Origin of the sequence: Actinocrinis sp., from assembly GCF_035605935.1 — a bacterium.
Classification (GTDB): Bacteria; Actinomycetota; Actinomycetes; order Streptomycetales; family Catenulisporaceae; genus Actinocrinis.
Genome location: NZ_DATNGK010000201.1, coordinates 1 through 20288, shown reverse-complemented (window position 1 = coordinate 20288; position 20288 = coordinate 1). Strand labels below are relative to the sequence as shown.

Annotated in this window: 18 protein-coding genes; 10 read left to right on the top strand and 8 right to left on the bottom strand. The window is 68.8% G+C overall.

What is annotated here, in order from left to right; translation table 11 throughout:
* The 6 genes from VN779_RS16115 to VN779_RS16090 form a co-directional block, all read right to left on the bottom strand.
* Positions 1 to 926, bottom strand: a 926-nt coding sequence (locus VN779_RS16115; protein WP_325724071.1) for a biotin carboxylase N-terminal domain-containing protein, incomplete at its 3' end; no start/stop codon positions are given.
* 222 nt (positions 927 to 1148) lie between these two features.
* Entirely contained in the window at positions 1149 to 2069 is a 921-nt protein-coding gene (locus tag VN779_RS16110; protein WP_349260822.1) for a TIGR03619 family F420-dependent LLM class oxidoreductase, read from the bottom strand.
* A gap of 58 nt (positions 2070 to 2127) precedes the next feature.
* A complete protein-coding gene (locus VN779_RS16105; RefSeq protein WP_325724067.1) occupies positions 2128 to 3603 on the bottom strand; it encodes an APC family permease in 1476 nt (491 codons plus the stop codon).
* 113 nt (positions 3604 to 3716) lie between these two features.
* Positions 3717 to 4436: a type 1 glutamine amidotransferase gene (locus tag VN779_RS16100; RefSeq protein WP_325724065.1), complete on the bottom strand. Its 720-nt coding sequence runs from the start codon at positions 4434 to 4436 to the stop codon at positions 3717 to 3719.
* 74 nt (positions 4437 to 4510) lie between these two features.
* Positions 4511 to 5788, bottom strand: a complete 1278-nt coding sequence (locus tag VN779_RS16095) for a cytochrome P450 (protein ID WP_325724063.1) — start codon at positions 5786 to 5788, stop codon at positions 4511 to 4513.
* Between the two features lie 15 nt (positions 5789 to 5803).
* Positions 5804 to 7159 carry a glutamine synthetase family protein gene (locus tag VN779_RS16090; RefSeq protein ID WP_325724061.1) on the bottom strand — a complete coding sequence of 452 codons (1356 nt, stop codon included), beginning with the start codon at positions 7157 to 7159 and terminating at the stop codon, positions 5804 to 5806.
* A gap of 207 nt (positions 7160 to 7366) precedes the next feature.
* Between VN779_RS16090 and VN779_RS16085 the strand changes: the two genes are divergently transcribed.
* The 3 genes from VN779_RS16085 to VN779_RS16075 all read left to right on the top strand — a co-directional run bounded on the left by VN779_RS16085 (position 7367) and on the right by VN779_RS16075 (position 9542).
* Positions 7367 to 8164: an acetoacetate decarboxylase family protein gene (locus tag VN779_RS16085; protein ID WP_325724059.1), complete on the top strand. Its 798-nt coding sequence runs from the start codon at positions 7367 to 7369 to the stop codon at positions 8162 to 8164.
* Between the two features lie 70 nt (positions 8165 to 8234).
* On the top strand, positions 8235 to 8753 hold the full coding sequence (locus tag VN779_RS16080) for a MarR family transcriptional regulator (protein ID WP_325724057.1): 519 nt from the start codon (positions 8235 to 8237) through the stop codon (positions 8751 to 8753).
* A gap of 150 nt (positions 8754 to 8903) precedes the next feature.
* Positions 8904 to 9542, top strand: coding sequence for an HAD family acid phosphatase (locus VN779_RS16075; protein WP_325724055.1), 639 nt, complete (start codon positions 8904 to 8906; stop codon positions 9540 to 9542).
* Here VN779_RS16075 and VN779_RS16070 read toward each other — a convergent pair.
* Together VN779_RS16070 and VN779_RS16065 are read right to left on the bottom strand one after the other, a co-directional pair.
* Positions 9521 to 10300, bottom strand: coding sequence for a gamma-glutamyl-gamma-aminobutyrate hydrolase family protein (locus VN779_RS16070; RefSeq protein ID WP_325724053.1), 780 nt, complete (start codon positions 10298 to 10300; stop codon positions 9521 to 9523). The two genes, VN779_RS16075 and VN779_RS16070, sit on opposite strands and share 22 nt — an antisense overlap.
* Positions 10293 to 11804, bottom strand: a complete 1512-nt coding sequence (locus VN779_RS16065) for an aldehyde dehydrogenase family protein (RefSeq protein ID WP_325724051.1) — start codon at positions 11802 to 11804, stop codon at positions 10293 to 10295. Before VN779_RS16065 ends, VN779_RS16070 begins: the two co-directional genes overlap by 8 nt.
* 89 nt (positions 11805 to 11893) lie before the next feature.
* Here VN779_RS16065 and VN779_RS16060 point away from each other — a divergent pair, with 89 nt between their 5' ends.
* From VN779_RS16060 to VN779_RS16030, 7 genes are all read left to right on the top strand, one after another.
* Positions 11894 to 13405, top strand: a complete 1512-nt coding sequence (locus VN779_RS16060; protein ID WP_325724049.1) for an aldehyde dehydrogenase — start codon at positions 11894 to 11896, stop codon at positions 13403 to 13405.
* 1 nt (position 13406) lies between these two features.
* Complete coding sequence (locus tag VN779_RS16055; RefSeq protein WP_325724047.1) at positions 13407 to 14405, top strand: hypothetical protein; 999 nt, start codon at positions 13407 to 13409, stop codon at positions 14403 to 14405.
* Between the two features lie 4 nt (positions 14406 to 14409).
* Positions 14410 to 15270 carry a fumarylacetoacetate hydrolase family protein gene (locus tag VN779_RS16050; RefSeq protein WP_349260821.1) on the top strand — a complete coding sequence of 287 codons (861 nt, stop codon included), beginning with the start codon at positions 14410 to 14412 and terminating at the stop codon, positions 15268 to 15270.
* A 46-nt stretch (positions 15271 to 15316) separates the two neighbouring features.
* On the top strand, positions 15317 to 15535 hold the full coding sequence (locus VN779_RS16045; protein ID WP_325724043.1) for a ferredoxin: 219 nt from the start codon (positions 15317 to 15319) through the stop codon (positions 15533 to 15535).
* A gap of 1 nt (position 15536) precedes the next feature.
* Complete coding sequence (locus VN779_RS16040; protein WP_325724041.1) at positions 15537 to 16763, top strand: NAD(P)/FAD-dependent oxidoreductase; 1227 nt, start codon at positions 15537 to 15539, stop codon at positions 16761 to 16763.
* Positions 16764 to 16886: 123 nt separating this feature from the next.
* Entirely contained in the window at positions 16887 to 18110 is a 1224-nt protein-coding gene (locus VN779_RS16035) for a CopD family protein (protein WP_325724039.1), read from the top strand.
* Between the two features lie 453 nt (positions 18111 to 18563).
* Positions 18564 to 20204 carry a serine/threonine-protein kinase gene (locus VN779_RS16030; protein WP_325724037.1) on the top strand — a complete coding sequence of 547 codons (1641 nt, stop codon included), beginning with the start codon at positions 18564 to 18566 and terminating at the stop codon, positions 20202 to 20204.
* The last annotated feature ends 84 nt before the right edge of the window (positions 20205 to 20288 follow it).

The window sequence follows — 20288 nt, the reverse complement described above, 5'->3', positions numbered from 1 at the left end:
GTCGTCTCGGTGATCGGGTGCTCGACCTGGAGCCGCGTGTTGACTTCCAGGAAGGCGAACAGCCGCTCGCCGGGGTGGTAGAGGAATTCGACGGTCGCCGCGCCGCAGTAGCCCACCGAGACCGCGAGCCGTTCGGCGGAGGACTTGAGTTCGGCCGCCTGTTCGGGGCTGAGCACCGGCGACGCCGACTCCTCGATCACCTTCTGGTTGCGCCGCTGCACGGAACAGTCGCGCACGCCGACCGCCCACGCCGTGCCTTGGCCGTCGGCGATGACCTGCACCTCGACGTGCCGCGCGCCGGTGACCAGCCGCTCCAGGAAGACCACGCCGCTGCCGAACGCGCGCAACGCCTCCTGGCTGGTGCGCTCGTAGGCGTCGACCAATTCGGCCTCGTTCGTGATGACGCGGATGCCGCGTCCGCCGCCGCCCGCGGTCGCCTTGAGCATCAGCGGATAGCCGACCTCGCTCGCGGCGCGGACCGCCGCCTCCAGGGTCTCGACCGCACCGCGGCTCCAGGGCGCGACCGGCACGCCGACCTCCTCGGCGATCAGCTTCGCGCCGATCTTGTCGCCGAGTTTCCGCATCGCCTCGGCGCTTGGGCCGACGAAGGCGACACCGATCCGGTCGCACAGTTCGGCGAACGCCGGGTCCTCGGCGACGAAGCCCCAGCCGACCCACGCGGCGTCCGCCTTGGTCTCCACCAGCGCGCGCTCGAGCGCCGCGTGATTGAGATACGGGCGAGCGGAGGCCGGGCCGAGGTCGTAGGCGAGGTCTGCCTCGCGCACGAACGTGGCCGTCCGGTCGACGTCGGTGTGCAGCGCGACCGTCTCGATCGGTGTACCGGTCTGCGCGGCGAGGTCCCGGACTGCGTGGATCAGCCGCATCGCGGCCTCACCTCGGTTGACGATGGCGACGCGAGTGAACACCGATGCAAGCCCTTTCTTGTGGCCAACGCACAACGGGGGACCGTCTCCCCGTTCCCCTGCCAAGAACAGTCTTTCGTCTATCGGCAGGTAACGGAACGTGGTGACCGGAGCAGGCCGCGCTCCGCATTTTTGTGGAGAAGTGCCAAAAGATTCCGGTCACCGGACGGGCCACGTCCGCGCACCATGTTAGTGATCAGGTGCGGGCGTCAGTCGGTTGGCTGGCTAGCGCGACATCGCCTCGGCGCGCCGCATGACCTCTTTGCAGAGCGCGTCGACGCCATCAGCGTCGTCGGTGAACTGCGAGGGCTTGAGGCAGAAAGTGGTGAAGCCCTTCTCCAGCTGCTCGGGCAGATCGGCCATCGCTTGACCGAGGTCGGCGCAGGAGCGCTCGTCGGGGAAGACCGCGCGGGTGCCGCCGATCAGTTCCAGCGGTTCGTCGGCGCGTCCGGCGGCGGCAAGGCCCGCGCGAAGGCGAGCAAGGTCGGCCTGGGTCGGTTCGCCGAGGGGATGGAAGCCGTGGCCGTAACGCACCAGCCGCTTGAGCAGCCGGTCATGCATGTCTTGGCCGCCGAACCACATTCGCGGGCCGTCGGGGCGATAGGCCTTCGGCTCGAAGTAGACCTCGTTGAAGTGGAAGAACTCGCCGTGGTGGGTGACCGGCGATTCGCGCCAGAGCCGGTCCATGATCTCCAGTTGCTCATCGAGGATCCGGCCGCGTTGCCCGAACGGGACGCCGAGCGCGGCATATTCGTCGCGGCTCCAGCTGACCGTGGGCTGGACGACGAGTCGTCCCTCGCTGAGTAGATCGAGGGTACCCAGCTCGCGTGCGAGCAGCAGCGGGTGCCGTAGCGGCGCCAGCACCGCGCCGGCGACCAGCCTGATCCGGCTGGTCGCCGAGGCGATGGCGGAAAGCAGCATGAGCGAGTTCGGCCAGGGTGTGTACGGGTCCTGGTTTCCCGGCAGCGCATACTCGCGCGGATTGCCCATCACGCCGCGCGCGCCGGCGTCGGGGCCGAGCACCACGTGCTCGCTGATCATCACCGCGTCGAATCCGGCGTCCTCGGCCTCGCGAGCCCAGCGCACGAGCGTGGGCAGGTCGCGGCCGGACGTCATGGTCCAGTTCTCGCTGAGGATGAGCAGCATGCGGGGAGTGGGCACCGATTGCCTTCCTGCGCGGTGAGGCAGAGATGTCAGCGTGGGCTCACTCAGCGGCAGCGGTCGCTGCGGCGGCGGGTGCGCTGGCCGTGGCTCCACTCGCCGCGCCGTCCTCTCGGTGGGTGAAGGCGAGTACGAAGCCGAGGACGAGTATCGCCAGCGCGGCGTACGGGGCGTAGATCACCGGCGCGGTCACGTGATAGAAGGACCCGAAGATAGCCGCGCCGGTTACCGCGATGCCGACGACGCCCGCCAGGTACACCGCCCACAGACGTTGGTGATCGCGCAGCCCACGCAAGGCTCCGACCGCCATCAGCAGGTAGATGACCGCGAGGGCGAAGCCGCCGAAGGTCGAACCCCAGCTGAACATGGCGACGTAGTGCGGCAGACCGGCCTGGGCGAGCAGGCCGGACCACGCGGCGGTCAGGATGATCACGATCAGGTGGGCGGCCAGCACGACCGCGGCGGCCACGAGCGGGGTGCCGCGCCGGACCGAGATGCGGGCGAGCGGGGCGGGCAGGCGGTTGTCGCGGGCGAGGGCGAACAGGCCTCGAGTTGCGGAAACCGCGCAGCCGATCAGCACGGCGAGCATGTCGAAGACCACCACCAGCTCCAGCAGCCGCCGCACCACGACCGAGCCGAATCCGCCGGCTGAGGCCGGTCCGGCCAGGCCGAACAGCGGTGCGCCCGCGTTCTTGCCGAGCGAGTCCAGGCTGAAGTGGTATCCGGCGACCTGCGCGTACGAGGCGATGATGTAGAACCCTGCCACCGCCAGCACCGAGATGAGCACCGCGCGGGGGATGTCGCGCTTGGGATGCGCGGTCTCCTCGCCGAGGTTCGCGGCGGCCTCGAAACCGGTGAACAGCAGCACGCCGTAGAGCACGCCGAACATCACGCCGCGCATGCCCTGCGGCGAACTGCTCGGCTTGAACGCGGTGGCGACGTGGTTGCCGCCGCCGAGCTTCGCGATGACGTAGACCGCGAAGATCAGCACCGCGGTGAAAGAGATCAGCGCCAGAGTGAGCTGTGCCCGCGTGGAGAGCGCGACGCCGAGGTAGAGCACCGCGCCGAGGCCGACTAGGAGAATCAGGTCCCAGACGGCGTCCGGCAGCGGAGCGATGTTGAACTCTGCCTGCAAGGTGTCGTGGATCGTGCCGCCGATCATCACCAGGATGCCGACGCCGAGTGCCAGGATGCCGATGTAGTAAAGCAGTCCGGCCGCCGCCCCGACCCGTTTGCCGAGTCCGTCGGTCACGTAGTCGTAGAGCGAACCGGCGGCGTGAATCCGGCGCGCGTACTGCGCGACGATCCAGCCGAGGCCGAGCACGCCGACCGCCGCGATGAGAACCGCGAGCGGTGCGGCGGTTCCCGCGCCGCTGCCCGAGGCGTTGAGCCCGACTAGAAGCGGAACGAGGAAGGCGATGGAGAAGACGGGACCCATCACGCCGACCGACTGCGCGATCGCGTCGACCAGCGTGAGTGATCCGGCAAGACGTCGGTGCTCGGCCTGCTGCGTGTCCATGGCGCCTCCTTGGCCCCTGTGGTCGCGATTCCGGGTGGGGTGAATCGTATGGGTCCAAACGTTTGGATGGCAATGGTTGCGCGACCGGTATTTTCCGGCGCCCGATCCGCCGCCTAAGCTGCGAAGATCTTCCGCAGATAGGCGTCGGTCAGGTCGTTGGCGCGGGCCCGCGCGGCCTCTTCCTGGCGAGCGGCTTCGGTGAGCAGGTCGGCCGGTTCGATGCCGCGGGAGCGGACCTGCGCGTCGCCGCCGTTGCCGAGCCACATCTTGATGTCGAGCGCGGTGACCTCGGGATGGAACTGCACGCCGAGGCTGCGACCGATCCGATACGCCTGTACAGCGGCCGCGTTTTTAGCCGGAACTGTATGGGCCAACACGGTGGCTCCGGGCGGCGGTGTGAAGGTGTCGAAGTGCCACTGGAACCAGGGCCCGGGCGAGATCAGGCCGGGATCCACCGGTTCGATGACCGTCCAGCCGATCTCGGGATGTGCCGAGAGAGTGACCGAGCCACCGAGCGCGCGGGCGAGTGCCTGTGCGCCGAAGCAGATGCCGAACACGGCTGCGCCGGACGCGACGGCGCGCGAGAGCCAGTTCAGCTCGGGCACGAGCCACCGGCCGACGGCCGCGTCGTCATACGCGGACCACGGCGCACCCATCGGGACGAGCAGGTCGTAATCGCGGTGATCGGGGAACGAGAAGTCGACGTCGGGCGCGTCGTACCGCTCGGCCGGCACGATCAGTGTCTCGTCGACCTGCCAGCCGCGCGCTCGCAGCGCGTCGCCGATGAGGCCGGTAGACGAGAAAGCGTCGTGCAGGACGCAAAGGGCGCGCATCAGGTGCCTCCCGGGCGGATGTGTCGGGGGCCGGTCCGCGGTGGTCGAGTGCCGAGGCACACAAAAGCCAGCGCTCAGCGTGCGTCGATGCGAACCGGCAGCGTCTTGATTCCGTTGACGAAGTTACTGCGCACCCGCTTGACCGGCCCGGCCAGTTCGGCGCGGCCAATGCGCGGCAGCAGCGTCTCGAACATCAGCCGGATCTCCAGCCGGGCGAGGTTGTTGCCGAGACAGAAGTGCGGGCTGCCCTTGCCGAAGGCGACGTGGTCGTTGGGGGAGCGGGTGACGTCGAAGCGGTACGGGTCATCGAAGACCTCTTCGTCGCGGTTGCCGGAAGCGAACCACATCACGACCTTGTCGCCGGCGCGGATCTCGCGTCCGCGAAGCTCCACGTCCCGGGTCGCGGTGCGCCGGAAGTGGTAGACCGGGCTGGCCCAGCGCAGCATCTCCTCGACGGCGCCCGGGATGAGCTCGGGGCGCCGCTGGAGCAGGGCGAGCTGATCAGGGTTCTGCAAGAGCGCGAGCATCGAATGGCTGATGGTGTGCCGGGTGGTCTCGTTGCCGGCCACCACCAGCAGCAGGAAGTAGTTGTCGAACTCGGTCGCGGTCAGCGGCTCGCCGTCCATGGGCTGCCGGTTGACCAGCTTGCTGACCAGATCCTCGCCGTCCCCGCCGCGCCGCTCGGCCGCCAGCTTCCGGCCGTATTCGAACACTTCCAAGGCGGCCGGGGAGCGGAACGGCAGGTGCTTGTACTTGTCGCTGTCCGCATGGCCGAGCAGCACGTCCGCGTAGTCGGGGTCGGTATTGCCGATCATCCGGTTGCCCCAGGCGATCAGCCGGCCGGTGTCCGCGTCCGGGACGTCCAGCATCCGTGCCAGCACTCTGATCGGGAAGTCGGCGCTCACCTCCTTGACGAAGTCGAACTCGCCCTTGCGCAGCGCCGCCTCGACGGTGCTCTCGGTCAGCGCGCGCAGAAACTCCTCGTATCTGAGCAGCGTCTGGCCGCCGAAATCGCGTTGCAGCAGCTTGCGCAGCGCGCGGTGCCGGTCACCGTCGGACTCCAGGATCGAGCGGCGAATCTCGATCAGCTCGTCATCGACCTCTTCCAAGTTGACGAAGTTGGTCGAGGTGAAGGTCTGCGGGTCGCGGTCGATCGCGACGATGTCCTCGTGCCGGGTGATCGCCCAGAACCCTGAGTTCGGAGCCGGCTCGGGGTTCCAGTGCACCGGGGCGTCGCGGCGTAGCGCGTCGAACAGCGGCCAGGCCTCGCCGCGCTCGAACGAGTCGAGGTCGGCGAGGTCGATGCCGAGGTCCTGGCCGGCGCGCGCCGGACCGTGCGTTGTGCTTGTCATGTCAGTCCTCGAGGATCACAGATGGTAGGCGTACTCGTGGAACTCCCAGTCGGTGACCCAGCGGGAGAAGCGTTCGAGCTCGTTGCGCTTGTAGGCGAGGAAGGCGGACACGAAGCGCGGGCCGAGCAACTCGGCGAAGTCGGCGTCGGCCTCTAGCGCGTCCAGCGCCGCGCCGAGGTGCTGCGGGATCTTGTCAGCCTTTGCCGGGTCGTAGCCGTAACCGGTCAGCGGCTCAGGCGCAGTGAGCCCGTCACGGATGCCGAGGTAGGCGGCGGCCAGCAGGCCCGCGATGATCAGGTACGGGTTCGCGGTGGCGTCGCCGAGGCGCAGTTCCAGGCGCGAGGCGCGGCCGCGTTCCGGCGGGATGCGAATCATCGCGCTGCGATTGTCCAGACCCCAGTCGATCAGCCATGGCGCGAGGGTGTCGGGGCCGAAGCGTTTGTACGAGTTGATGGTCGGGTTGGCCAGGGCGGTGAGAGCGGGCGCGTGCGCTAGCACTCCGGCGATCGCGGACAGCGCGGTCTTCGACAGGCCGTCCGCTTCGGCCGGATCATCGAACAGCGGTCGGCCGTCCTCGTCCCAGGTGGAGAAGTGCAGATGGAAGCCGGAGCCGCCCTCGTCGTTGAAGGGTTTTGCCATGAAGGTGGCCAGCTTGTCCTCCTGCCGGGCCAGCTCCTTGACCGCGGATTTGAACCGGAAGGCGCGGTCGGCGGCGTCGAGGGCGGGCGAGTGCCAAAGGTTGATCTCGAACTGGCCGCTGCAGAACTCATGGTTGGCCGCGACCGCGTCCACGCCGTAACCCTCCAGCTGACGCAGCGCGCGCAGCAGCACGTTCTCCGGGTCGCCCTTGCGCCCGGCCACGTACACGTTCCCGCTCGCCTCGCCGTAGCGGCGCCAGCCGGTCGGGTTCGCGCTGTCGCGTTCGAGCAGATAGAACTCGAGCTCAGGGCCGACGGTCGGGCGCATGCCCAGCTCGGCGAAGCGGGCGGCGACGGAGCGCAGCACGGTGCGCGGACTCTCCTGGGAGGGCGTGCCGTCCGGATTGAAGACATCTGCGATGCAGTGCGCGACTCCGGGCTCCCATGGCACGTCCTGCATCGTGGAAAGGTCGGGGAAGGCGACCACGTCGGGAAGTCCGTCCGCCAGGCCGCCCTGATCGATCTCGATGACGTCGCCGCGCGGGCTGGTGCCGTAGATCGTGCGGCAGAACGCGACGCCGTCGCCGACCGTGCGGGCGAATCGGGAGACCAGGAGATCCCGGCCGCGTTCGGTGCCCATGAAGTCGGGATAGCCGAGCCGCACGACGTCGATCCCGCGCTCGATCAGCGCTGCTGCGGCGGTGTCAAGGTCGGCGGCGTCGTGGTGACCCACTACCCCTCCTCTGTCGGGTGGCGTGAAGTCGTTTGAACCCGAACGATAATCGCGGCCCGCCCGGCTGGCAAGGGTTCCGGCGAAGGCCGTCGACCGGTATCGTACGGACCCAAACGACTGTGCCCGTGTAAAACGGCCCGCGTACAGCGGGCCTGTTCAAAGCGTGCCATTCAAAAGCCGTGTTCTCACCAAACCACGGAGCGCCCGATGACCGCCCAGCAAGGCTTCTTCTATCCGCGCACCTCCACCGGCCGCGCCGCGCTCATCCCGGCGCCGCCCTGGTACTACTCCGGCGACCTGCTGACCGTCGAGTACCGCACCGATCCCGCGCGGGTCGCCGAATTGCTGCCGGCGCCGCTGGAACTCGCCGACGAGGACCCCGGCGCGGTCGCGTTGATCTGGGCGGACTGGCAGTCCTGCTCGGCGTCCCGGGAGGAACTGCTCGACCCGGTGCGCGCGCAGTACAAGGAGGCGTTCGTGGTCGTGCGCTGCTCGTACCAGGGTCGCACCTACTCGCGCTGCGTGTATATATGGGTGGATAAGGACTTCGCGGTCGCGCGCGGGATCCACCAGGGCTATCCCAAGAAGCTCGGCTCGATCTGGCAGACCCGCCCGCATCCGTTCAGCCAGGCCGCACCGCAGATCGCTGCGGGGGCGAAGTTCGGCGCGACGCTGGCCGCTGGCGACCGGCGACTGGCCGAGGTGGTGCTGACGCTCACCGCGGAATCGGAGACGAACGGCTTCGTCAACGCCAATCCGATGGCCCATCACCGGATCTTGCCGAACATCGCCAGGGGCGCGGCGGGCGACGCTTTCGCCGAGCTGATCGAGACCGGGGCGAGCGAAGTGCAGGCCGGGCAAGCCTGGCGCGGCGAGGCGGACCTGCGGCTGTTCGAGGCGCCGACCGAGGAACTGGCACGGCTCGAGGTACACGAGATCATCGGCGGCTACTACCGCCAGGTGGGCGTGGTCTGGGACGGCGGCACATCACTGAAAATGCTGTGACATAGCGCTGTCACGCAGCGCTGTGACCTCGCGAGATCCGCGCCTTCGTTTGACGCCGTACGATTGCCCCATGTCGAACGATTTCGGGCTTGCCGCCACCGAGAAGGCGATGAGCGCGCACATAGGGAAGATGCGGCTCGACTTCCCGGCGGCGCTCGCGGTCTCCAGCCTGTACCGGGCCGCCAACGCGGTGCGCAACCACCTGACCAACTCGGTGCTGCGCGAGCACGACCTGAGCTGGACCGGCTTCGTCGTGCTCTGGGTCGTCTGGATCTTCGACGGCCTGGAAACCCGCCATGCCGCGCAAAGCGCCGCGATCTCGAAGGGGACGCTGACCGGAGTGGCCAAGACCCTCGAGTCGCGTGGCTGGCTCACTCGCGAGGTCGACTCGTCCGACCGGCGCCTGGTCCAGCTGCGGCTCACCGAATCGGGCGTCGCGCTGATGGAGGAGCTTTACCCGAAGTTCAACGCGGCCGAGGCGGAGGTCATCGCCCGGATCGAGGCAGGCGACCTGCCCGGCCTGACCGAGCACCTGCGCACCATGGTCGCGACGGTCGAGGAGATGGAGTGGGGCTCGGCCGGGCAGTGACCGGGCTGGGGTGAGCGGCCCGCGGCGAACGCGGAGCGAGCGCGTCGGCAAAATTTGAGGATTATTCATGTTCTCCTCTTCCGTACGCCGCCGCGCCCGGAGATCCTCTGAGGGCATCAGGTATCAGGCCACTCACAAAGGAACTTCGCGATGCCCACACCGCTCGGCGGCCGCCGCACCGCCGCCTCGCTCACCCTGACGCTCACCGCCGTCCTCGCGCTCGGCACCGCCGCACCCGCGCTGGCCCAGACGGCGCGGCCCGCCGCCGTCACCGCCGCGAGCAGCGCGGCGACCACGGTCACCTACGCGCAATGGATCTCCGACGTCACCGCGGTCACGAATCAGGCCCAGATCTACCTGACCGGCGCGCTGGCCACGACGGCGGCCGGTGAGAAGCCCGCGATCGTGCTCGACATCGACAACACCGCGCTCGCGGCCTACTTCAACTCGTCATACCCGATCCCGGCGACGCCGCCGGTGCTCGCGCTGGCCAAGTACGCCGCCGCGCACGGAGCGAAGGTGTTCTTCGTCACCGGCCGCCCGGACATCATCGACCTGTTCACCCGCAACAACCTCACCAGCGTCGGCTACCAGGTGGACGGCCTGTACAGCCGCAACCCGATCCAGCTGTTCGAGTCGCTGCAGACCTTCAAGACCGGCGCGCGCCAGCAGATCACCGCAGACGGCTACACGATCGTCGCCAACATCGGCAACAGCCAGAGCGACCTGGATGGTGGCTACGCGCAGGCCACCTTCAAGCTGCCGGACTACAACGGACTGCTGGACTGAGCGAACGCACTGCGCGAGCGCGGACGGTGAGCCGCGGCTGAAACGAACGCGCTGAAGAGGGCGGCCTGCGCCGGGTCGGTGGCCGCGGTGTCCTCGGGGTGCCATTGCGTCCCGAGGAACCAGCCACGCCGGCCGGGCATCTCGATCGCCTCGATCACGCCGTCCTCGGCGCGCGCCGTGCAGAACAGGCCATCGCCGAGTCGATCAATGCACTGATGGTGATAGCAGGACGCGATGACGCGCGGCCCGCACGCCTCGGCCAGCAGCGAGTCCGCCTCGGTGGCGATGTCATGAACGCGGTGGCGATGATGGCCACCGCGTTCATCCATGTCCTGGATCGTGCTCCCGCCGAGCGCGATGTTGACCGCCTGGGCGCCGCGGCAGACGGCCAGCAGTGGAAGGTCGGACTCCAGGGCTACGTGGGCGACGGCGAGGTCGAAGGCGTCTTGTTCGAGGTCTACGTCGTACTGGCTTGGATGAGGGTTCTGTCCTGACCAGGATGGGTCCAGATCGCCGCCGCCAGGCAGCAGGATCGCGTCCGCGACGGCGAGGCGGTCGCGTACGTCGCCGAGGTCGGCTTGGCCGCCTGGAGCGTGCGGGTGCATGAGCAGTGGCTCGCCGCCGGCCTGGAAGATCGCCTCGACAAGCGCACGGGCGCCGACCTCGGCGCGGTAGCGGAGGGCTGATGCGCTGTCGGAGAACCGGGACGGGATGAGAATCAGTGGTCTGTGCCTTGCACGCTGAAGTGTGTCAGCCATAGTTGATCCAGGTCGTCTTGATGTCGCGGTACTCATCCAGCGCGTGACGTGACTTGTCCCGGCCAAAGCCCGACAGCTTTACCCCGCCGAAGGGCGCGTTCATGTCGCCCTCCTCGTAGCAGTTGACCCACACGGTTCCGGCGCGCAGTCGCCGCGCCACCCGGTGCGCCGTGCCGAGATCGGTCGTCCACACCGCCGCCGCGAGGCCGTACGGTGTGTCGCCCGCGACCGCGATTGCCTCTTCCTCGTCGCGCACGGTCTGCACCGCCAGCACTGGCCCGAAGATCTCCTCGCGGATCAGGATGTTGCCGCGAGACGCGTCAGTGAGAACGGTCGGCTCCAGATAGCAGCCTCCTGAGTCGGGGTGCGCCAGTGCACCACCGGTCAACAGCTGCGCTCCCTGCTCGATACCGAGGGCGATCGCGCTGCGCACGCGCTTCAGGTGCGCGTGGTCCACCAGCGGGCCCATCCGAGTCGAGGGCAGCAACGGATCCGCCGGATACCAGGACGCGGCTGTTTCGACGACGCGGTTGAGTACCCGGTCGGCCACTGCCTCGTGCACCACGAGGCGCGAGCCCGCCGTGCACATCTCGCCGGAGTTGAAGAAGATCGCCCACGCGGCGGTGTCCGCCGCCGCGTCGAGGTCGGGTGCGTCGGGCAGGATGATGTTCGGCGATTTCCCGCCGAGCTCCAGGTAGACCCGCTTGAGGTTGGAGTCGGCGGCGTAGCGCAGGAAGTGGCGGCCAACCTCGGTCGAGCCGGTGAAGGTGAGCACGTCGACATCGCCATGGCTGCCGAGCGCGCGGCCGACGACCGCGCCATCGCCGGACAGGACATTGAGTACGCCCGGCGGCAGTCCCGCCTCAGCTCCGAGAGCCGCGACGTATTGCATCGACAGCGGGCTGCGCTCGGCGGTCTTGAGCACCACGGTGCAACCGGCCGCCAGCGCCGGCCCGATCTTCCAGCCGGCCAAGGTGATCGGGAAGTTCCAGGGCACCACGGCCGCGACCACGCCGGCCGGTTCGTGCGTGACCAGCGCGAGCTCGCCCTCGGCGGTCGGCGGGATCTCGCCCTGATTCTTGTCGGCGAGTTCGCCGTAGTAGCGCAGGCAGCGAATGAGGGCACGCATTTCGATCTCGTAAGCGTGCCGGATCGGCTTGCCCATCTCCAGCGTGATCAGCAGCGCCACCTGCTCCCGGTGCGCCTCGACGAGCTCCGCGAAGCGGCGCAGCACCTCACCGCGCTCGCGGGGGTGCATCCTCGGCCACGGCCCTCGATCGAAGGCTTCGCGCGCCGCCGCGACTGCACGATCCGCGTCCGCGGCCGAGGCCCAGGCGAGGTTCGCCAGCGCCGCTCCGTCACGCGGCGAGCGGATCTCGCGGCTCGCGCCGCTCTCGGCGGCCCGGTACTCGCCACCGATGAACAGGCCCTCCGGCGGCTTGAGCACGGCCGCCCGCGCGATCCAGTCCACCTGTCCCACCGGGTCGATCTGCGCGACCGGCATCTGGCCCTCCCGTTGACCGCCCGGCGAACCGGGGATACGTTTGGGTCCAAACGATATACCGCCGAGCCTTCTAGAACCAGGAGCCACCAATGAGCGTCGCGGTCGTCGCCGGAGTCGGCGTAGACACCCGCCACTGGATCGGCGGCAGACGGGTCGAGTCCGCCGATGCGGCCGTATTCGCGGATCACAGCCCGATCGACGGCGCCGTGATCGCGCAGATTTCCCGGGGCGGCGCGGCCGAGGCCGAGGCCGCGGTGGCTGCCGCCGAGGCCGCCTTCCCCGCTTGGGCCGCCACCGCGCCCGCCGAGCGCGCTCGACTGCTGCACGCGATCGCGGACGGCGTGGAGAAGCGCCTCGAGGAACTGGCGATCGTCGAGACCACCGACAACGGCGCGCTGATTCGCTCGCACCGGCGCGGCGTGATGCCCCGGGTCGCGCACAACTTCCGCTTCTTCGCTGATTACCTCGTCTCGCAGCTGGGCCACCCGGACTTCGAGACCCGCGGCCACACCAACCACGTCTCCTGGGACCCTGCCGGTGTCTGTGTCCTGATCTCGCCGTGGAACGCCCCGCTCATGCTCGCGACGTGGAAGGTCGCGCCCGCCCTCGCGGCCGGGAACACGGTCGTGCTCAAGCCCTCGGAGTGGTCGCCGCTGACCGCGTCGCTGCTCGCTGATATCGCTGCCGAGGCCGGGCTGCCGCCAGGCGTGCTCAACGTCGTGCAGGGCATCGGCGAGGAAGCCGGCGCGGCCCTGGTCGCGCATCTCGGCGTGCGGCGCGTCTCGTTCACCGGCTCGGTGCCGACCGCGCGCCACATCGCCCGCTCGGCCGCCGCCAACCTCACCCCGCTTTCGCTGGAACTCGGCGGCAAGTCCCCGTTCATCGTGTTCGCCGACGCCGATCTCGATCTGGCCGTGGCCAATGCGGTCGAGCAGTACGACAACGCCGGGCAGGTGTGCCTCTCCGGCACTCGCCTGTACGTCGAGGAGTCGATCCGGGACGAATTCGTGGCGCGCTTCATCGAGCGAACCAAGGCTCTGAGGCAGGGGGATCCGCGCGACGAGGCGACCGACATCGGTCCCTCGATCCACCCCGAGCACCTGGCCCGCGTGGACGGATTCGTGCAGCGCGCCAAGCAATCCGGGGCGACCGTGCTGCTCGGCGGCGGTCCCAACGAGGAACTGGGCGGGCTCTACTACCGGCCCACGCTGTTCACTGACGTCGACCCGCGCAGCGAAATCGCCACCGCGGAGGTGTTCGGCCCGGTACTCGTGCTGCACACCTTCACCGAGGAGGACGAGGTCGTGGCGGCCGCGAACGATTCGGCGTTCGGCCTGGCCGCGATCCTGTTCACCGGTGATCGGCAGCGCGCGCAGCGGGTTTCGGCGCGGCTGGTGGCCGGGACGGTGTGGACCAACTGCTTCTTCGTGCGCGACCTGCGCGCGCCGTTCGGCGGTGCCCGGCAATCCGGCGTCGGGCGTGAGGGCGGCACCTGGTCCTTCGACTTCTACTGCGAAGTAAAGAACACGGTGTTCGCTCCGGCGGGGTGGCGCGATGGCCGCGAGGGCTCGGTCGAGGCACAGAGCAGGGAAGAGGACTGAGATGGGCGAAGTGGTCGGGGCCGGACTGCTGGCCCACGTCCCCACGATCGCGCTGCCCGAGCAGGAGCGGCGCGACCTGAATCACGGCGAGGACAGCACGCTCGTCGCGGGCCTGCAGCAGCTGCGGGCCGAGGTCTTCGACGTGCTCGATTACGACACGGTCGTCGTGCTCGACTCGCACTGGGCCACGACGGTCGAGTTCGTCGTCACGGCGCAGGATCGACGCTCGGGCCTGTTCACCTCGGAGGAATTGCCGCGCGGAATGTGCCGGCGCCCCTACGACTTCCCGGGCGATCCGGAGTTGGCGCATGCGATTGCCGGGCAGGCGGGCCGGCACGGCACCTGGATCACCGCGATCGACGATCACCAGCTGCCGATCTTCTACGCCACCACCAACCTCTGGGAGTACCTCGGCCGCGGCCTGCCGGACAAGCGGTGGCTCTCGATTGGGGTGTGCCAGACCGGGGACGCCGAGGACCACCTGCGGCTCGGCCGGGCGCTCGGGGACGCGATCACCGCGACGGACCGGCGCGTCGTCCTGATCGCGTCCGGCGCGCTCAGTCACACCTTCTGGCCGCTGCGTGAGCTGCGAAAGCACGAGGCGGCCGGTGTCGAGCACATCTTCACGCCTGAGGCGGCGGCCGCGGACCTGGAGCGGATCGAGTGGTTCACCAAGGGCGACCACGCGCGAGTCCTGGAGACCATGCCGGAGTTCTTCCGCTTCAAGCCCGAGGCGCGCTTCGGCCACTACTTGATGATGATGGGGGCGTTGGGAGAGAGCGACTGCACCGCGCGTGCCCGCAAGTACGGCGAATACGAGAATTCGGTGGGCACCGGACAGGTACACCTGTGGTTCGATCGACCGGCCACCGGATTCGCGAGACCACGCGCGACCAGCTTGACCGCCGACGACCTCGCAGTGCCCGAATTCGCCGCTGCTGCGCGGGCAGCCCGAGGCGCTCAGGCTGCCCGAACCCCGCTTTCGCGAGATGGAGCGTGACCAGTTGACCGAATACCGCCGCATCCTGCTCGACGGCACTGCCGTCGAGGTCGTGCGCGAGGGAGACCTGTTGCGAGCGGGCGACGGGCGCACCGTGACCACGGAACAGGCCGTGCACCTGCCGCCGGTCGTGCCGACCAAAGTCATCGCGGTGCACCTGAATTACCGCAGCCGCGTTGAGGAATTCGGCACCCGCCTGCCCGCCGCGCCGACCTACTTCCAGAAGCCTCTCTCCGCTCTCAACGCCCACGGCGGCGCCGTGGTGCGGCCGGAAGGCTGCAAGTGGCTCAACTACGAAGGCGAAATCGCGATCGTGATCGGCCGCACGACGCGCAACATCGCGCCGAAGGAGGCAGGGGACTACATCGCCGGTTATACCGTCGCGAACGACTATGGGCTGCACGATTTCCGTGACACCGACGCCGGTTCGATGCTGCGGGTTAAGGGCTCTGACACGCTCTGCCCGCTCGGTCCCGGTATCGTCGATGACTGGGACTTCCGCGGCAAGACGCTGCGCACCCTCGTCAACGGCGAGGTCAAGCAGGAGGCGAGCACGGATGAGATGCAGTGGGACATGCACTACCTCGTCGCCGACATCGCCCGCACCATCACGCTCAACCCGGGCGACGTGCTGCTGTCCGGAACCCCGGCCTTCTCCCGCACGGTCTACCCCGGCGACGTCGTCGAGGTCGAAGTCGAGGGCCTCGGCCGGCTCAGGAACCACATTGTGGCCGGGCCGATTCCGGTGCGTACCGACGTCGGCGCGCAGCCGAGCGAGAGCGAGGAAGTCCTGTCCACCGCCCAAGGCGGCGACTGGGAATTCCGCGGCGTCCGGCCGCACCGCGCCGATCGACCTGAACGATAAGCCAGACCGCGCAAAGCCGAAAACCACACCAGGAGTGCTCGCCGCCATGCGTATCACCGTCGATCTGAACAAGTGCCAGGACCACGGTCAGTGCGTCTTTTCCGCTCCGAGTGTCTTCGCCCTCGACGACCAGGGCAAGCTCTCCTTCCGCGCCGAGACTACGGGCAGCAAGTACACCTCCGCGGACTTGGACGAGTCGTTGCGCGATGACGTCGAAGAGGCCGCCGACGCGTGCCCGCTCCAGGCGATCATGGTCGAGGGCTGACATGACCGGCGGATCCGGGGTTGACCGCGAGCAGCGGTGCGTGGTGGTCGGCGCGTCGATGGGCGGACTGCGCGCGGCGGAAGCCGTGCGCAAGGCGGGATTCACCGGGGAGATCACGGTGATCGGCGACGAGCCGCACATGCCGTACAACCGTCCGCCGCTATCCAAGGATGCGTTGTTGGGGTCCACCGGTGCGGCCGATCTTGCATTCCGAGTCCCGCGCGCCGCACAGGACGTGCGATGGTGGCTCGGCGAGCGCGTCATCGCAGCGGATCTGGCCGCTCGGACGGTCACCCTCGACAACGGCGACAGGCTGGACTGGGCCGGTCTGGTGGTGGCTACCGGGCTGAGTCCGCGTCGCGTGCCGATCCCCGGACCGCTCGCCGGGCGGCATGTCATCCGCACTCTCGATGACATCGCGGCACTCCGCAGGGAACTGACACCCGGCGGCCGGCTCGTCGTCATCGGCGCCGGGTTCATCGGCTGCGAGGTAGCCGCGGTGGCGCGCGGGTTCGGGCTTGAAGTCGACATCGTCGCGCCGGAGCCGGTACCGATCGAGCGTCCCCTCGGCGCCGAGCTAGGCAGTGCCCTGCGACAGCGGCACGAGGCGCACGGGGTGCGGTTTCACCTGGGCAGGCTGCCGGTCCGATTCGAGGGCCCGGATCGCGTCACGTCCGTAGTACTCGACGACGGCACCGAACTGGCCGCCGACGCGGTGATCGAGGCCGTCGGCTGCGTCCCCAATACCGGCTGGCTACAAGGCAACGGGCTCGACCTGAGCGATGGAGTGCTCTGCGACAACTTGCTGCGGGTGCAAGGGCGGCCGGACGTGGTCGCGTGCGGGGACATCGCCAGGTTCCCGAATCTGCTCTTTGATGAGGTCCCGCGCCGAGTTGAGCACTGGACCATGGTCACCGACACCGCAAAGAAGGCCGGCAACACCCTTGGACGCCATTTGATCGGCGCCGACCCGGACCCGGTGCCCTTCGCACCTATCCCGTCGTTTTGGAGCGATCAGTACGATCTGCGGCTCCAGTCCTTCGGTGCGGTCGGCCTCGGCGCGGAAGATGTGCGCGTCCTGGAAGGAGACCTCGACGACGAGGTCGCCGTCGGCTACCACCGCGGCGGGCACCTCGTCGGCGTCGTCCTGATCGGCATGGCCGCGCGCTATCAGCACTACCGCGCACTGATCGCCGACTGCGCGGCGCTCGCCGCCGCCGAGGCCTGAGAGGGCGTCTGAGTTCAAAACTGATCGCCACAAAACTCGATCCGCGACACCCATTGACTGATCAACTTAGGTTAGCCTAACCTAAGTTTTCATCTTCCCGGTTCGCATTCGAGGTGATCGCTCATGCCCACGTCCGATCAGCTGCTAGCGCTGTTACCGCAGGCGGCGCCGATTCCGTCAACCCCGCTCGGCTCCTTCGAGGACAGCGCCGTCTCCTGGCTCACCTGGGTGACCCTGATGGGTTTCGTCGGGGTGACCGCGCTGTCGTTGATCTCCACGGGCCCGGCGGCCGATCGGCTCAATGCAGCGACGCTTTCCACGGTGACCAGGCGTCTTGCCCGAGTCAGCATCGGGCTCGGCGCCCTCGCGGTGCCCGCGGTGCTCACTTCCCTCGCACACTCGGGGAAGAAGGGCGGCTACAACTACACGACCGCCTGGAACTCGCTCTACGACGGCAGCGTCGCCGGCTTGCTCTCCGGTCTGGAGGTCACACTCCTGCTGGTGGGCACCGTCGCGCTTATCCCGCTGGCCCTGCGCTCCCGCTCGGCCGCCCCGGCTCGCCGATTGTTGCTGGCCGTGAGCCTCGGTGCCGGAGCCGTCGCGCTCGGCATCACTAAGTTCCCTGACACGGCGCCGGCCAACTGGGGCCGCGGCATCTTCGAGACCGTCGTCTGGATGCTGCACCTGCTCGGCGGCGCGGTCTGGCTTGGTGGCCTGGCCGGTCTGGCGCTGCTCACCCTGCCCGGCGCGATCGCCCCGGCCGATCGGCAGGCTTTCTGGTCGCCGGCGATCCGCCGCTTCTCGGCCACCGCGATGAGCTGCGTCGCCGCCGTGGGACTATCCGGTCTGTTCCTCTACTGGGAGCACGTGGACGGTCCTTCGCAGCTGTTCACCACCATGTACGGGCGCGTACTTGGTGTCAAGATCCTGATTTTCGGCGCGCTGCTGCTGCTCGGCGCCGCCAACCAGTTCTGGCTACATCCGCGGATTGATGCGCTGCGGGCGGCCGGGGACCAGCGCCCGCTACGCACGATCCTGGTTCGCCGATTCCCCGCAGTAGTCGCCGGTGAGGCGCTGTTGGGTATCGCCTTGCTGTTCGTCGCGCCCTTCCTGCACGGGTCGGCCCGCAACCAGGCGTACCAGGCCGATCTGGCCCGGCACGCCACCGGACCGCTCGGCAAGCTGCCCAAACTCCCGCCCAAGGAGGCCGTCGCCTCCACCTGGACACTCGGCGTGCTGGAAACTCTCGCCGTGGTCGCGGTGATGGTCGTCGGCTACTGGCTCTCCGGCCGGCTCGCGCGTCACCGCCGAGTCACCGCTTCGGTGCGGCCGGAGCCCAGCATGTAGCAGGCCTCGTCAATGAGGCAGCGTCATCGAGGCGTCGGCGAGTCGCGGAAGATACGGAGCCGCGACTCGCCGACGCACCCGCGCGACCGTGGATCGGTCACCGCGGCCTTCGCGCGGCCCGACTCTGCGGCATCTCAGGGCCCGGACGCGGCCGATCGAACCGAAATCGATAGAACGGCCTCCAGGTCTGTGCAGCATGGCAGACTTCGTAGTACCTTACCGCTCAGGCAATTAACACGCGTGCCTCTGACCAGGCAACTCTGGTCTTGTTAGGCGGTGATTACGGTCGACGTCGGTCGAGATATCTCGACAACTCCGGGTCAGGCCTCTGGGTCAGCGAGGCCACCACGAACAACATGCATCAGCAGACTGTCGTGCTGATGGGGCTGTGCGGCGCGGCCGGACAGCAATGGAACATGCCGGCCGCGTGACTAGGCCCCAGAGGAGTAGTGCATGTCTGATCCGCGCTGGATCGGCGCGCGGTACGAGCTGCTCGAGCAACTCGGCGGCGGCGCCGACGGCTCGTTGTGGCGTGGCTGGGATCTGACGACCGGAGCGGACTGTGTCGCCAGACTCGTGCAGCTTGATTCGACCCCCGGGAACGGCCTGTCCGCCGCGGTTCGCTGGAATCAGGTGATCCGCACCCTGGACGCGGTGCGCCGGCTGGCTCATCCGGGGCTAGTCGCCGTGGACGACATCGTGGCCGACGAGGGTCGATGGGTGCTGATTTCCCGTCTCGTGCCCGGTCAGAGTCTTGAGGCGAAGCTGGCGAGCACCGGCGCGTTGCCCCCGGCCGAAGCGGCGCGGATCGTGGCGCAAGTGTGTGACGCGTTGGCGGCCGCACACGAAGCCGGCTTGGCACATGGCCGAGTGAAGCCGTCGAATGTGCTGCTCGAGCCAGCCGACGACGGCACGGTGGTTGACGGCGCGGTGAACGCGCGGTTGACCGATTTCGGGTTGGCCGCACTGGAAAGTTGGGCCGCGCATCACACCGCACCGGACCCGGTCATCGTGGCCGCGAGGGTCCGGTATCGGCCGCCGGAATGGATTCCCGGTATGCCGACCACCTCCGCCGGTGACGTCTACGCGGCCGGCGTCGTCCTGTATGAGGCGCTAACTGGGAGCCTGCCCGGCGGCGGCACGGATCCAGAACAGACCGCCCGTCCACCGCGCGGACTGTCGTCAGGTCCGCGTGGCGCAGCGGACGTGTTCCGTGCACTCCTGGCGGAATGTTCGGAGGGGCGGCCTCGGCTGCGGCCGACCGCCGCGCAGATGGCTCATCGACTGCGCGGAACCACACCGGGGCCGAGAATTCCGATTCCGCACAGTGGCTCGTCGATGCGCGGCGGCGCGCACGCCCGGCACGCACAGGAGGCTGCGCCGCCGGCCAAACGCCCGGGCCGGCACCGCGATATGAGGACCCTGCGACGCCTGGAAGTCGCGGCATCGGCTACCGCGGTGGCGTTGGTCGGCGGACTTACATTCACTCTCGCCGACGGCCACGGGACCGTGCCGCCGGGCGGAATGCCCACGCGCATCACCATCACCCAGTCCGCGATCACGGCGGTGGGGCACACGCGGGCCGCTTCCGCGCCGACCTCGTCCGCGGCGCCAGGTGCCGGCGCGACGAGCAGCGGCGGGGCCGGCCCCTCGAGCGGCACGTCGACCGGACCGCGAGCCACGCCCGGCAACGGATCGCCAACCGGCTCCACCCCCGCGACGCCCGGCTCCGTACCGTCCGCCAGTCCGGAGACTGCGCCGAGCGCAACACCCGTCGCGCCGAGGGGCGGGCTGCCGGTCAGCGACCCGATCGGCTACCTGGAACAGTTGCGCGCGATGATCCAGCTCATGTCGTCAGAAGGCTCCACCGTCGTCGATGCCAATGCGGCGGGCGATCTGCAGAATCTGGTGCTGGACTTGGAGAACGGGGTCGACTCATACGAGCAGAACGGCGGCCAAGGGCTGCTGCAGATGATCAAGGATAAGATCTCGAACTTCGATGCGCGGCTGGCCGAGGACCAGAGTCGAGGCCTGATAGCCGCGGGCGCGGCCGGTCAGCTCGCGGCTTTTCTGCAGAAGCTCTCCCCGGCGTGACCGCGGCCCGCGCCGCCTACTTACTCATCCGTTAAATAAGCGGCGGCTGACGGTCGATCAGCGTGGCGCTGGCGCGGCCGGAAC